General features: G+C 66.3%; 13 protein-coding genes and 1 tRNA gene. 8 read left to right on the forward strand and 6 right to left on the reverse strand.

Annotation, left to right across the window (positions count from 1 at the left end; all coding sequences use genetic code 11):
* Positions 1-185: 185 nt before the first annotated feature.
* The 5 genes from thrB to argS are packed head-to-tail and all read right to left on the reverse strand — an operon-like array spanning position 186 to position 6750.
* Complete coding sequence (gene thrB / locus AC4BCK_RS12800; RefSeq protein ID WP_174179126.1) at positions 186-1160, reverse strand: homoserine kinase; 975 nt, start codon at positions 1158-1160, stop codon at positions 186-188.
* 2 nt (positions 1161-1162) lie between these two features.
* On the reverse strand, positions 1163-2269 hold the full coding sequence (thrC, locus tag AC4BCK_RS12805; protein WP_174179124.1) for a threonine synthase: 1107 nt from the start codon (positions 2267-2269) through the stop codon (positions 1163-1165).
* Entirely contained in the window at positions 2270-3598 is a 1329-nt protein-coding gene (locus AC4BCK_RS12810) for a homoserine dehydrogenase (protein ID WP_490566001.1), read from the reverse strand. It lies immediately after the preceding gene.
* Positions 3599-5080 (reverse strand): diaminopimelate decarboxylase, encoded by a 1482-nt coding sequence (gene lysA, locus AC4BCK_RS12815; protein WP_400575328.1) that lies wholly within the window; start codon positions 5078-5080, stop codon positions 3599-3601.
* 5 nt (positions 5081-5085) lie between these two features.
* Positions 5086-6750 carry an arginine--tRNA ligase gene (gene argS / locus AC4BCK_RS12820; RefSeq protein ID WP_490566002.1) on the reverse strand — a complete coding sequence of 555 codons (1665 nt, stop codon included), beginning with the start codon at positions 6748-6750 and terminating at the stop codon, positions 5086-5088.
* A gap of 180 nt (positions 6751-6930) precedes the next feature.
* Here argS and AC4BCK_RS12825 point away from each other — a divergent pair, with 180 nt between their 5' ends.
* The 7 genes from AC4BCK_RS12825 to AC4BCK_RS12855 all read left to right on the forward strand — a co-directional run bounded on the left by AC4BCK_RS12825 (position 6931) and on the right by AC4BCK_RS12855 (position 12647).
* On the forward strand, positions 6931-7404 hold the full coding sequence (locus AC4BCK_RS12825) for an FMN-binding protein (RefSeq protein WP_174179116.1): 474 nt from the start codon (positions 6931-6933) through the stop codon (positions 7402-7404).
* 3 nt (positions 7405-7407) lie between these two features.
* On the forward strand, positions 7408-8280 hold the full coding sequence (locus tag AC4BCK_RS12830; RefSeq protein WP_490566003.1) for an FAD:protein FMN transferase: 873 nt from the start codon (positions 7408-7410) through the stop codon (positions 8278-8280).
* A complete protein-coding gene (locus tag AC4BCK_RS12835; RefSeq protein ID WP_490566004.1) occupies positions 8277-9821 on the forward strand; it encodes a ferredoxin--NADP reductase in 1545 nt (514 codons plus the stop codon). The genes AC4BCK_RS12830 and AC4BCK_RS12835 overlap by 4 nt, the downstream gene beginning before the upstream one ends.
* 115 nt (positions 9822-9936) lie before the next feature.
* A tRNA-Arg gene (locus tag AC4BCK_RS12840) sits at positions 9937-10012 on the forward strand.
* Positions 10013-10347: 335 nt separating this feature from the next.
* Positions 10348-11076, forward strand: a complete 729-nt coding sequence (locus AC4BCK_RS12845; RefSeq protein ID WP_251424919.1) for a VldE C-terminal domain-containing protein — start codon at positions 10348-10350, stop codon at positions 11074-11076.
* 124 nt (positions 11077-11200) lie between these two features.
* A complete protein-coding gene (locus AC4BCK_RS12850) occupies positions 11201-12253 on the forward strand; it encodes a M4 family metallopeptidase (protein ID WP_490566005.1) in 1053 nt (350 codons plus the stop codon).
* Positions 12254-12314: 61 nt separating this feature from the next.
* Entirely contained in the window at positions 12315-12647 is a 333-nt protein-coding gene (locus tag AC4BCK_RS12855) for a protealysin inhibitor emfourin (RefSeq protein WP_174179101.1), read from the forward strand.
* A gap of 57 nt (positions 12648-12704) precedes the next feature.
* Here the strand turns inward: AC4BCK_RS12855 and AC4BCK_RS12860 are convergent, their stop codons facing one another.
* Positions 12705-13673: a GlxA family transcriptional regulator gene (locus AC4BCK_RS12860; RefSeq protein WP_310110939.1), complete on the reverse strand. Its 969-nt coding sequence runs from the start codon at positions 13671-13673 to the stop codon at positions 12705-12707.
* 81 nt (positions 13674-13754) lie between these two features.
* On the opposite strand from AC4BCK_RS12860, the gene AC4BCK_RS12865 reads away from it, so the two are divergent.
* Entirely contained in the window at positions 13755-13922 is a 168-nt protein-coding gene (locus AC4BCK_RS12865; protein WP_174179097.1) for a hypothetical protein, read from the forward strand.
* Positions 13923-13977: the final 55 nt, after the last annotated feature.

Genomic DNA, 13977 nt, shown 5'->3' on the forward strand with positions numbered 1-13977 from the left:
CGGCCAGCAGGGCCGGATACTGATTCACCTTGCGCTCCACCCATGGCGGGACGCCGGACTGACGCTTCAGGGGCAGTTTGAATGCTGCAGATTCCTGCGACAGACCTAGCAGGCGGCACCGGAATGGATTGCGCAGTAAGAGACCAGGCGGCAACTAAGTGCAATAGCAGATCAGATAGGCGGAATTACCGCCGGTGCAACTCCACCTTAGCACCTTCGACGTCCACTGCCAGCTTCAGTACGCGCCAGGCAATATCCGGCGTGTTGGCTGCCGTGAACTGCCCGATGAAAGCCACGGCAGCGGCGGCTTCGGCCTCTCCGTTGGCAAGGACCAGCACCGTGGGCCCGGCCCCGGAGACGACGGCGGCGTGGCCTGCGGTGCGCAGTGCACTGATGAGGGCTGCGCTGGGCCGCATTGCCTCGGCACGGTAGCTCTGGTGCAGGTAGTCCTCGGTGCCGGCCAGCAGGAATTCCGGCTTGTGCGTCAGCGCGTGGATCAGCAGGGCTGCGCGTCCGGCGTTCATGGCAGCGGCGTGGTGGCCCACTGATGCGGGCAGCAGGGCACGCGCTGCTTCCGTGGACAGTTCGTAATCCGGAACCGCCACAACCGGGATCACCGAATCCGCCACCGTGGCGCTGGTGCTGCTGTACTGGTCACTGTCCTGCCAGGACAGCGCCAGTCCGCCGAAAATGGCGGGAGCGACGTTGTCAGGGTGGCCTTCGATTTCACTGGTCAGCTGCAGGATCCAGTCCCGGCCCCGGCGGTCCGCCTCGGGAACCATGGCGTTGGCCGCCGAGACCGCGGCCACCACCGCGGAGGCGGAGGATCCCAGGCCGCGCCCGTGGGGGTTGACGTTGTCAGCGGTCACCTTCAGGCCGCCATGGCGGAAGCCCAGCCGTTCGAACGCCGCCTCCATGGCCCTGATCACCAGGTGGCTCGCATCCCGGGGCAGGGTTTCCGAACCCTCGCCGCGAAGCTCGAAGAGGAGTTCGTCCGTTTCCAGGCTCTCCACCGTCAGGGTGTCGTGCAGGGCCAGGGCCAGGCCCAGGCTGTCATAGCCCGGGCCCAGGTTGGCCGTGGTTGCCGGCACCCGAACGGTGACGATCTGGCCGGCCTCGATGGGTTGCAGTCCGACGGCGGCCGGCGAGGTGGTTTCCAAGGCTATTTTTCTTCCAGTCCCAGTTCAGCGGCAACGGTGACCACGTCGTTGGGTACCTTGACCGGCTGCACGTCGCTGCCGTCCTCGGTGCGCAGGGCCCACTGGGGGTCCTTGAGCCCGTGGCCCGTGACGGTGATGACGATGGTTTTGCCGGAAGGGACTTCCCCGGCGGCGTGCTTCTTCAGGAGCCCTGCCACGCCCGCGGCCGATCCCGGCTCGACGAAGACGCCTTCGCGGGCGGACAGCCAGCGGTGCGCGCTGAGGATTTCCTCATCGGTGACGGAGTCGATCAGTCCGCCGGATTCGTCGCGGGCGCCGATGGCACCGTCCCAGGAGGCGGGGTTGCCAATCCGGATGGCCGTGGCGATGGTGTCGGGCTCGGTGATGGGGTGGCCGGCGACGAAGGGCGCCGCACCTGCCGCCTGGAAGCCCCACATCGCGGGCGTCCTGGTGGAGACGGCGGGAAGGGTGCCCGCGGTTTCGGACTCGAACGGAGCGGAGTACTCCTTGTAGCCCTTCCAGTACGCGGTGATGTTTCCGGCGTTGCCCACCGGCAGGACGTGGATGTCCGGGGCGTCGCCCAGCGCGTCGACGATTTCGAAGGCACCGGTCTTCTGTCCCTGGATGCGCGCAGGGTTCACCGAGTTCACCAGGAACACCGGGTAGGACTCCCCCAGCTTCCGGGCGATGTCCAGGCAGTTGTCAAAGTTGCCGTCCACCTGGAGGAGCGTGGCGCCGTGGGCGATCGCCTGGCTGAGCTTGCCCATGGAGATCTTGCCTTCGGGCACCAGGACCGCGCACGTGAGGCCGGCGGCGGTGGCATAGGCAGCTGCGGAGGCGGAGGTGTTTCCCGTGGAGGCGCAGACTACCGCTTGCGCGCCGGAGGCCACGGCGGCTGTCATGGCCATGGTCATGCCGCGGTCCTTGAAGGACCCGGTGGGGTTCATGCCCTCCACCTTGAGGTACACCTCGGAGCCGGTGAGCTCAGAGAGCTTCCGGGCATGCACCAGCGGGGTCCCGCCTTCGCCCAGGGTGATCACCCTGGTGGATTCCGTCACGGGCAGACGGTCAGCGTATTCGCGGATGACCCCGCGCCATTGGTGAGCCACTTAGACTCCTTCTACCCGCAGAACGGATGTAACTGAATTGATGACGTCCAGGCCTTTCACGGCCTCGACGGTGGCCGCAAGGGCAGCCTCTGACGCACGGTGGGTGACGATCCGCAACTCGGCGGATTCCACGTTGGACTCCGCGTCGCAGTGGATGGTCTGCCGCATGATCTCGATGGACACGCCGTGCTCGGCGAAGAGCTGGGCAATCCTGGCCAGGACGCCGGGCTGGTCGGCGACGTCCAGGCCGATGTAGTAGCTGGTGACGGCCGCGTCGATCGGCAGGGCCGAAACCTGGCCGGTGGTGGTTTCCGTGCGGCCGGGGCCGCCGAGGACCAGGCTGCGCGCGGCCGAGACAAGGTCGCCCAGGACAGCGGACGCCGTGGGTGTACCGCCGGCTCCCTGCCCGTAGAACATCAGTTCGCCGGCGTTCTCGGCTTCGATGAACACCGCGTTGAAGGCGCCGTGGACGGCGGCCAGCGGGTGTTCACGGGGAAGCAGCGTGGGGTGCACGCGCACGGAGACGCCCTCGCCGCCGTCCGCGTCCGTGCCTGCGGCGGGAAGCTTTTCCGCGATGGCCAGCAGCTTGATGACAAAGCCGGCGTCCTTGGCCGCGGCAATATCCGCCGCGGTGACCGAGGTGATTCCTTCGCAGTGGACGTTTTCCAGGGCAAACCGGGTGTGGAAGGACAGCGAGGCAAGGATGGCGGCCTTCGCGGCGGCATCGTGGCCTTCGACGTCGGCAGTGGGGTCCGCTTCTGCGTAGCCAAGGCGCTGCGCTTCGGCGAGGGCATCGGCGAACTGGGCTCCGGTGGTGTCCATCTGGTCAAGGATGAAATTGGTGGTGCCGTTGACGATGCCCAGGACGCGCGTGATGCGGTCGCCGGCGAGGCTGTCGCGGATGGGCCGCAGGATGGGGATGGCACCGGCGACGGCGGCCTCATAGGAGAGCTGGACGCCCGCCTTGTCAGCTTCCTCGTGCAGGGTGGGGCCGTCCTGCGCCACGAGCGCCTTGTTCCCCGTGACAACGCAGGCACCGTTGCGGAGGGCCGAAAGGATCAGCGTACGGGCAGGCTCGATGCCGCCCATCAGCTCGATCACCAGGTCCGCGTCCTTCACCAGGGTGTCGGCGTCGGTGGTGAAGAGGTCCTGCGGGAGGTCCACGTCGCGTTTGGCGTGGACGTCCCGCACGGCGATGCCGCTCAACTGCAGCTTCGCGCCCGCGCGGGCGGCAAGGGTGTCGGCGTCCTCGATGAGAATCCGCGCAACCTGGGCCCCAACGTTGCCACAGCCCAGCAGGGCCACTTTCAGGGTTCGCAATTCGGTCATTCAGACTCCCATGTCGCGGTTCAGCAGATCTTCTTCGGTTTCCCCGCGGACAATAAGCCGGGCAGATCCGTCGCGCACCGCGACAACGCCCGGCCGGGCCAGATAGTTGTAGTTACTCGACAGGGCCCAGCAGTAGGCGCCGGTACCCGGTACAGCAAGCAGATCACCGGCTGCCACGTCCTCGGGCAGATATACATCTCTAACAACTATGTCGCCGCTCTCGCAATGTTTGCCCACCACGCGGGACAGCTGCGGGCCGGCGGCGGAGGTGCGGGACGCCAGGATTGCCGAGTAATCCGCGTCGTACAGCACCGGGCGGGCGTTGTCGCTCATGCCGCCGTCCACTGAAACATAGCGGCGCGGATGCGTAACGTTGTTGTCTGCGTCACCATTGTTCGACGCAGTCGCATCCACGCGCACTGTCTTGAGGGTTCCCACTTCATACAGGGTGAAGGTGGTGCTGCCCACAATGGCGCGGCCGGGTTCGATGGAGATGCGGGGAGAGTCGATCCCCAGTTCAGCGCAGGTGGAACGCACGACGGCGGCCATCGCCTCCGCAATTTCCGCTGCGGGGCGGGGGGTGTCCACCGGCGTGTAGGCAATGCCGTATCCGCCGCCAAGATCCAGTTCGGGCAGGACGATGGAGTACTTTTCCTGCATGGCGGCAAGGAAACGGAGGAGCTTCTGGGCGGCCAGGGCAAAACCGTCCGGCTCGAAGATCTGGGAACCGATGTGGCAGTGCAGCCCCAGCAGGTCGATGCCCGGATGCGCCGACGCAGCCGCGACGGCTTCCTCGGCAGCCGACAGGCCGGCGTGTTCGGTGGTGTCCGCAGCCATGGAAAGGCCGAACTTCTGGTCCTCATGGGCAGTGGCGATGAACTCGTGGGTGTGGGCGTGCACGCCGGGTGTCAGCCGCAGCATGACTCTTGCCTTTTCCCCCCGGCGTTCGGCGATGTCGCCCACCCTGACCAGCTCGCCGAGGCTGTCCACCACAATCCTGCCGAGCTTCATGTCCAGCGCACGGTGGATCTCAAGGTCGGACTTGTTGTTGCCGTGCAGGGCAACGTCTGCTCCGGGAATACCGGCCTTTGCCGCGACCGCGAGCTCACCGCCGGAGGCGGTGTCCAGCCGCAGGCCCTCCTCTTCGACCCAGCGCACCACGGCGGTGCACAGGAACGATTTCCCGGCGTAGTAGACGTCCACTCCCCCGCAGATGTCGGCAAACGCGTTGTTGAAGGCATCGCTGAAGGCGCGTGCCCTTGCGCGGAAATCGTTCTCGCTCATGACGTACAGCGGAGTCCCGTACTGCCGCTGAAGCTCGCTGACCGGAATACCGCCCACGGTGAGTTCGCCGGCATCGTTCCGGGCTGCGTCCTGTGCCCACATCTTGGGCTCCAGGGCATTGAGGTCGGCGGGGACCGATAGCCAATCCGGTGCCAGCGGGGAACCCTGGCGCCGGGAATCTTCGCGCTGCGGTGACATGTGGCTCACATCCGTTCCGGGGCGGAGACGCCCAGCAGATCGAGGCCGTTGGCCAGGACCTGGCTGGTGGCGTCGTTGAGCCACAGGCGGGTGCGGTTGACGTCGGTCACCGCTTCGTCGCCCATCGGCGCAATTCGGCAGGCGTCGTACCAGCGGTGGTAGGCCCCGGCAATCACTTCGAGGTGCCGGGCCACCCGGTGCGGCTCGCGCAGCTCGGCGGCCTTGGCCACGATCGAGGGGTAGCTGCCCAGGTACGAGAGCAGTTCGTTTTCCGTAGCGTGGTCCAGCAGGGAGGCGTCAAAGGAGTCCTGGCCATCCACCTGGCGTTCCACACCGGCCGCCACGGCGTTGCGGGCGGCGCCGCGGGAGCGGGCATGGGCGTACTGGACGTAGAACACCGGGTTTTCGTTGCTGTGCTTCTTCAGCAGCTCCGGGTCGAGGGTCAACGGCGAATCCGCAGGGAACCGGGCCAGGGAGTAGCGGACAGCGTCCTTCCCGAGCCAGTCAATCAGGTCCTTAAGCTCGATGATGTTCCCGGCACGCTTGGACAATTTGGCTCCGTTGACGGACACGAGCTGTCCGATCAGCACCTCGATGTGGAGTTCGGGATCGTCGCCGGCGCAGGCCGCAATGGCCTTGAGCCGGTTGATGTAACCGTGGTGGTCCGCGCCCAGCAGGTAGATCTTCTCGGTGAAGCCCCTGTCCTTCTTGGACAGGTAGTAGGCGGCGTCCGCGGCGAAATAGGTGGGTTCGCCGTTGGCGCGGATCATCACCCGGTCCTTGTCGTCGCCAAAGTCCGTGGTCCGCAGCCAGACCGCACCGCCGTCGTCGAACACGTGGCCCTGCTCGCGCAGCCGCGCCACGGCACTTTCGATTGCGCCGGCGTCGTGCAGTTCCTGCTCGGAGAAGAAGACGTCGAACTCCACGCCGAAGTCCGCAAGGGTGGACTTGATGTCCTTCATCTGCGCCTTGTAGGCAGCGGCGCGGATGACGGGAAGGGCAGCAATCTCCGTGAGCTCGCGGATTTCCGGGTGCTCGGTGAGCACCTCGTGGCCAAGGTCGGCGATGTACTGTCCGGGGTAGCCGCCGTCGGGCACGGGAAGACCGTGGAGCCGGTTGTAGACGGAGTGGGCAAAGACGTTCATCTGCGTGCCGGCGTCGTTAATGTAGTACTCAGCGGTGACGTCGGCGCCGGAGGCGCGCAGGACGCGGGCGATCGAATCGCCCAGGGCCGCCCAGCGGGTGTGCCCGATGTGCAGGGGCCCGGTGGGATTGGCAGAGACGAACTCCATGTTCACGGTGTGGCCGGCGAACGCCGTGTTGGTGCCGTACTGCTTTCCGGCTTCGACAATCGCCTTGGCGAGCGCACCGGCGGCAGCGGCGTCCACCGTGATGTTCAGGAACCCCGGCCCGGCGATGTCCACGGCGGACACGCCGTCGATGGACTTCAGCCGTGCACTGAGGATCGTGGCGAATTCCCGTGGGTTGGTGCCCGCCTGTTTGGCCAGCTGAAGGGCGATATTGGTGGCCCAGTCTCCGTGGTCCCTGTTCTTTGGACGCTCCACGCGCACCTCATCAGGCACAGCTGATGCAGGAAGGGCGATGCCACCGGCGGCGACGGCTTCCTTCAGGCAGGCGGATATGGCGAGGGAGAGTTCTTCGGGAGTCACCCCTCTAGCCTACCGGGGGCCCAGTAACAGCAAGTAATTCGGGGCGTTTCTGATGCCACGGTGTTTACAGAAAACGGTGAATGCGGTCACAGGTTGAACCAATACGCTGGGTTCTGCGTTGACAACACCGTAACCACCCAGCAGTTCCCGCCCCGATCCACCGACGAAACGAGAGCCCTGATGAGACCCTCCGTCCGTAAAAGTGTTTATGCCGGAATCGCCGGCCTGTCCCTGGCAGGAACGGTGGCCGCCTGCGCCCCGTCTGCCGGAGACTCCTCCCCGGCTCCCGCAGCCTCCGGCAGCAGCGCCACCGGAAGCACGTCCTCATCCGGCGCATCAACGCCGGCCGCTGGCGGATCCAGCTACAAGGACGGCACTTACAGCGCGGATGGAACGTACGTCTCCCCGAACGGCACCGAAACTGTGGGCGTGGAGCTGACCCTGGCGTCCGGGACCGTCACGGACGTGCAGATCACCCAGCACCCGTCAAACCCGAACACCCGCAAGTTCCAGGGCGAGTTCGCCGGCGGGATCGCCGGGCAGGTGGTGGGCAGGAACATAGATGAGCTCAACGTTTCCAAGGTTGCCGGTTCGTCCCTCACCAGCGGCGGCTTCAACCAGGCAGTGGAGCAGATCAAGTCGGAGGCCAGGTAGGACGTGCCGGGCGGCGGCTGGGAGGACTTTGCGTTTGAGGGCATTGGCACGCACTGGGAGATATCCTCGCCGCTGCCCCTTGATCCCCTCCTGCGGGCCCGCCTGCTCGGCCTGGTGGAGCGGTTCGACGCCGACTGGTCCCGGTTCCGGGTGGACTCCCGCGTCAGTGCCATGGCCAGGGAACCCGGACGGCATGACTTTCCCGCGGAGGCCGTCGCGTTGGGGCAGCTGTACCGGGCTCTGTATGAGGCCACCGGCGGGGCCATGACGCCGCTCATCGGCCCAAGCCTGGAGCGCCTGGGGTACGGCGCCGGCTACTCCCTTCGCCCCTCCGGCTCCGCGCTGCCGGCGCCGGCCTGGGACGATGTGCTGGAGTGGGCCGGCAGCACCCTCACCACCGCGGCTCCCGTTGTGCTGGACATCGGCGCTGCCGGCAAGGGGCTGCTGGTGGACCTGGTGGCTGCCGAACTGGAGGCGGATGGCGTGGACACGTTCATCGTTGATGCCAGCGGGGACCTGCTGGTGAAGGGCCCGGATGCCGTTCCGGTGGCGCTGGAACATCCGTACAACCCAACCCAGGCCATAGGGGTGGTGCAGCTGGCGGGCCGGGCGCTGTGCGCGTCTGCGGCCAACCGGCGCGCCTGGGGTGACGGCCTGCACCACATCCTGGACGGAAAAACCGGCCGGCCTGTCAGGACTGCCGTGGCGACGTGGGCGCTGGCCGACACCGCGATGCTGGCTGATGCCCTGGCAACGGCACTCTTCTTTGTCCCCGGCGCCGGGCTCCAGGGGGCCTTCGACTTCTCCTGGCTGACTGTCTTCTCGGATGGAAGTGCTGCCCACTCCGCAGAGTTTGAAGGGACACTGTTCACATGAGCCCCATTGAAACGCCGAAGGCGCCGCCGGGCGCTTCCCTGGGCGCGCGGCTGGACACCGCGCTGGGCCGGTTCACCATGTACCGGCTGGTCCTCCTTGTCCTTGCAGTCCTGGCTGTGTACAGCCTTGTGCTTGATGCCCTTGGGTGGCTGACGTTCGGTATTCCCGAAATGCTGGCGCACCTGGTGCTGTGCCTTGGCCTGACGTACGCGTCGAACAGGGCGCTGGCGCCGCTGTTCCGGGTCCGGCCGCACTCCGAGTCCTCGCTGATCACCGGCCTGCTGCTGTACTTCCTGTTCTGGCCCTCGTTCGCCCCGCTGGACGTGGCAGGCGTGGCTTTGGCCTGCGTGCTCGCGTCGGCATCAAAGTACGCGCTCGCCTGGCGCGGCCGGCACATCTTCAACGCCGCCGCGGCGGGAGCCTTCGTGGCCGGGCTCACCGGGCTCAACATCGCAACCTGGTGGGCAGCCACCCCTGCCATGCTGTGGGCGCTGGTGCCCGGTGTCCTCCTGGTCCTGTACAGGACCAGGAAGTTCCTGATGGCCTCCGTGTTCCTTGTGGTGGCCACCGCCATCATCACCTCGGAGCTGCTGCAGGCCGGCATGTCCGCCGGCATGGCATTGTGGCAATCCCTTGCCCAGCGGCCGCTGCTGTTCTTTGTTGGCTTCATGCTCACCGAACCTCTCACGCTGCCGCCCAGGAGGTGGCAACAGCTGGCGCTGGCTGCTGTGGTCGGCGTGGTGTTCGCGGTCCCCTACAACTTCGGATTCATCGCCAATTCTCCCGAGGCAGCGCTGCTGCTGGGCAATGCGATCGCGTTCCTGATGGGGCAGCGGGGCAGGGTGACGCTCCGTTTTACCGGAACCAGGCCTTTGACGCCGAGCACCACCGAGTTCAGTTTCGAGCCGTCCCGGCCTGTCCGTTTTGTGCCGGGACAATACATGGAGCTGGACCTTCCGCACGCAAAATCGGACGGGAAAGGACGACGCCGGGTGTTCAGCCTGACGGGTTCGCCCAGTGAAAGCCTGGTCAAGTTCGGGGTGCGGACCGCGGAGCCCCTGTCCGCAGCCAAAAAGGTCCTCCTGTCGCTGAACCCGGGAGACGAGGTGACGGCCACGTCGGTCGGAGGGGACTTTGTCCTCCCCCGCGATCCGCGCAAGCCTGTCCTGCTGATTGCGGCCGGGATCGGCGTCACGCCCTACCTCTCGCACGTGTCCTCCGGAGGGTTGCGGGAGCGGGATGCAGTGCTGCTTTTGCTGGCCAGGAGCGCAGACGAGGTTGCCTATGCGGATGAGTTGCGGGCTGCCGGCATCCGCGTCCTGGTCCGCGTGGCGGACGGTTCCGCGCCGCCTTCGGGATTGGCCAGCGCTTCCTGGGATGGCACGCGGGTGGACGGCGAGGCCATCCGTGCCCTGGTCCCCGACGTGGCCGGCCGGGAGGTGTACGTCTCGGGTTCCCCTGCGAGCGTCGTGTCACTGCGGCGGGCCGCCAAACAGGCCGGGGCGGCAAAAGTCCACGTTGACTCGTTCTCCGGCTACTGACTTTTTACCGTTCGGAGGTTCCTGGGGCAGTGAGGCAGCACCGATTTTCCCTTGCGGGCCACCTTACTGCTAAGCTCTAGGACGTCCCGCCGGCAACGGCAGGAAACCCCGGATTGCCCTCGTAGCTCAGGGGATAGAGCGTCTGCCTCCGGAGCAGAAGGTCGTAGGTTCGAATCCTATCGAGGGCACCAACGGGAGCCACCAGAAATCACGGATTTCTGGTGGCTCTCTGCGTTTTGGCGGGTGCTGCATCCAGTTGGCACCCCAGGCCCGGAACCCTTTGCTTGGGAACTATTGGCCCGGGCCGTGAATTAAACCTTTCAGCAGTGCCCCCCTACCCATACACCGGAGCGCTGGCACCCAACGAAAGGCGCATCATCGTAGGCCGAAACGCCGTGACCAGTACCAAAGCTTCCGGGCCGGGCCTGCCCCCGGGGCTGGCCACTCCCACCGCCGATATCCCGTTGCGGCATGCCTGTGTGGTTCCATGCTGAACCGCGACAGGACTCCAGGAGGCCGCCGCGGCGTGCTTCGGCTGCTCCCGGGCTTTCTCGTTGTTGTGCTGCTCGCGTCAGCGCTGGCGCTCCTCGCACCCGGCCTGCTCAGCGGTTTGCGCGGTGCCGGCGGCTCGCTGGGGTGGAACCCGGAGTGCGTTGTCGAGACCCCCGACGGGAAGGTAGGGATCAGCCGCGAGGAGGCGCAACGGGCCACAACAGCCGTCGCACTCCTGGCCCGCGGCCTGGAGCCACCGGACACCTCCGGCATCGACGCGGCGGCATTGCAGCAGCTGGCCGCCGGGCCACCCGGAGACGCCGGCCCTTCCCTGGGCTGCCGGGGTTCGGCCGCCGCCGGCCTGGAGGAACAGCAGCCGGGCGACACCGGGCTGACACCCCGCGCCGAACAGATGCGCGGGGCCATGACCGAGGTGTTTGGCACCCAAAGCCTGGGCGGGTTCGCCCCGGGCGGCGTTGGCCAGGGACATGGAGCTGAATCCACGCACTACGACGGCCGCGCTGTTGATGTCTTCTTCCGCCCGGTGACCGAGGAAAACCGGCGTGCAGGGTGGATACTGGCCCACTGGCTGGTCGCCCACGCCGACGGACTGGACATCCAGTACGTCATTTTCGACGACCGCTTCTGGAGCGTGCACAGCTCCCGGGGGCTGTGGCAGGAGTACCGCGCCCCCGAGCCCCGCAACGAGATCCTGCGCCATCTCGACCACGTCCATGTGGATGTGCTCGCCGGAGGGTCCTGACCACGGCAGGGAACGGGACGGAACCAGTCTGGATTTCCTACCACAGACCAGGTGCGGCGTGAGCCTGCCAAGGATTGTCGGTGGCTCCTCGTAGTCTGAATCCACCAAGTCGAGGGGGTACGCCATGCACGGTCCGTTCTGTTCCATCGTCCCGCCCTACATGCTGAGGAGGCTGGCCAAACAGGGTGCGCCGGAGTTTTCGTCGGCGGCCAGGGCAGCCAGGGAAGCATTAGGCCATGTCGAGTCGTTTCGTTCAGCGCGGTCCCAACCCGCACCGGACATTCCGGCAGGCGTCCGCCAGGCCAAGCCCGGGCCACCACACCGGACCGTCTTCGACGCAAACAGCGCGGAGATCCTCCCTGGCACGCTGGTGCGCAAGGAAGGCGAGGCACCCGTGGGCGACCCCGCGGCCGACCAAGCCTATGACGGGCTTGGCCACACGCACCGGCTCTACGCCGACGTGTTCGGACGCAACTCCATCGACGGACGGGGGCTCCCCCTGAACGCCACGGTCCACTTCGGCCAGCTTTATGACAACGCCTTTTGGGACGGGAAGCAGATGGTTTTCGGCGACGGGGACGGTGAGGTATTTGAACGGTTTACCAAATCGCTGAGCGTCATCGGGCACGAACTCGCCCACGGCGTTACGCAGTATTCAGCTGCGCTCGTGTACCGGAACCAGGCCGGTGCCCTCAACGAATCAATGTCCGATGTCTTCGGCGCGCTGGTGGAACAGTACGTCAACAACCAGTCCGCTGCTGAGGCCAGCTGGCTTATCGGCGAGGGCATCTTCACTCCTGACGTGGAGGGCCGCGCCCTGCGCTCCCTGAAGGCTCCCGGGACGGCGTACGACGACGACGTGCTGGGTAAGGACCCCCAGCCGGACTCCATGGACACTTACGTGAGGACCAGCGCGGACAACGGTGGCGTCCACATCAATTCCGGCATCCCCAACCGTGCCTTCTACCTGGTAGCGGAGTCCCTTGGTGGAAACGCCTGGGACTCCCCCGGGCGTATTTGGTACGAGGCGCTCACCGGCGGATCGCTTCCGCCGGCTGCCACCTTCAGGGTTTTCGCCCGCGCCACGGCTGCGTCTGCCATGGAACTCTTCGGTTCCGGGTCCCCCGAGCATGACGCCGTACAGCTGGCGTGGGAAACTGTGAAGGTCAAGCTTTAACGGACGCCCGGCCGGCGCTTTTCGGCCGTCCGGGCTGTAGGGGAAGCCCAAGGACCAGGCCATGAAGATCAGTGTTGAGCGCACCGGAGGAATCGCCGCCATACCAAGAGTGTGGACGGTGGAAGCCCGTTCCGAGACCGCTATCAACCAGTGGCAGCCCATTGTTGAAGCGTGCCCGTGGGATTCGGTGCCCAGGACACCACGGGCCGCTGCGGAGAAGTTCGCCGGGCAGCAGCCGGACCGGTTCATTTACGCCATTCGGGCGGGGCAGCACCGGGCTGCACTTCCGGAGCAGGCCGTCACCGGGCCATGGCGGGTCCTGGTGGACAGCACCCGGGAGGCGGCTGAGGCATCGCGCGCCGAGGGGCGGCAGGACGGGGCGTCCGCCGGCTGAGTGGTCCGGGAATACCGGGGTGCGGCCGGAGTCCGTTCCGTTCGTGCCAGGCAGGAGCTACCCCACCCCGGCAAGCTGGCCGCGGAAGGCCCGGCGGTATGACTGCGGACTGGTGTCCAGGACCTTGGCGAAGTGGTGGCGCAACAGGACAGGGTGCCCGAAGCCGGACTCCCTGGCGATCTCGTCGATGTTGAGGTCAGTGGATTCAAGGAGCTCCTGGGCACGGAGTACGCGCTGCGAGTTGAGCCAGGCTGCGGGGGTGGCTCCAGTCTCCGACCTGAACCGACGTGCAAAGGTCCTCGGCGACATGTGGACCCGTGCCGCCAGTTCATTCACGGTGTGCTCGTGCTCCAGGTTTTCCACCATCCAGCGCAGCAGTTTTTCCATGGGGGCTGAACCGCAGGCGGGCATGGGCCGGTCGATGAACTGCGCCTGGCCGCCATCGCGGTGCGGAGGAACCACCATGTCCCTGGCGATCGCGGCAGCCACGTGCGCGCCCAGTTCCACCCGCACCAGGTGGAGGCAGGCATCGATTCCCGCGGCGGTGCCTGCGGAGGAGATGATGTTGCCGTCCTGGACATACAGCACGTTTTCGTCAACCCGGACGAGCGGGTATTCGGCGGCCAACTGGCCGGAATAGTGCCAGTGGGTGGTGCAGCGGCGCCCGTCGAGCAAGCCGGCCCGGGCCAGGGCAAACGCCCCGGAGCAGATAGACATGACCCAGGCACCCCTGGCATCCGCAGCACGGAGCGCCTCCAGAACCGGTTCGGGCAGTTCCTCGTCCCGGCCGTAGGGGGCCATGATGACCAGGTCCGCATCCTCCGTGGCCTCGAGTCCCAGGCCCACGTTCATGGACAGCCCCGACTTCAACGGCACGTTTCCCGGGCAGGGGGTGCACACCCGGAAATCGAAAGCCGGAACCCCGCTGCCCCGGGCCGATCTGTCAATGCCGAAGACCTCGCACGCCGTACCGAATTCGAACATCGAGAAGTTGGGAACAACGATGACCGCGACTGATGTGAGCATGCTTCCATTGTGGCAGGAATTTTAGCTTTTTGGGCGTTTCTGCCACTTTTTTTGGGTTGCTGACAGGAGAAGCATGGAGGCATGGAAATCCTCATAACCGCCCTCCTCATCGTCATCCTCGTCGTTCTCGCCGCCACCGTGTCAGCGCTTCTGCGTGACGGAAGGGGACATACGCCTCCAGTGGAATCCCACGAAGCGTGGTCAGCCCTGGACCTTCCCAGCATCAACTACACGCTCCGCGTTTTCTAAGCCGGCAACACCCCCTTCCGGCCAGGAAGGGAAGCAACTGCAGACAGTCGAAACG

It is taken from the genome of Pseudarthrobacter sp. As-47, from assembly GCF_058215595.1.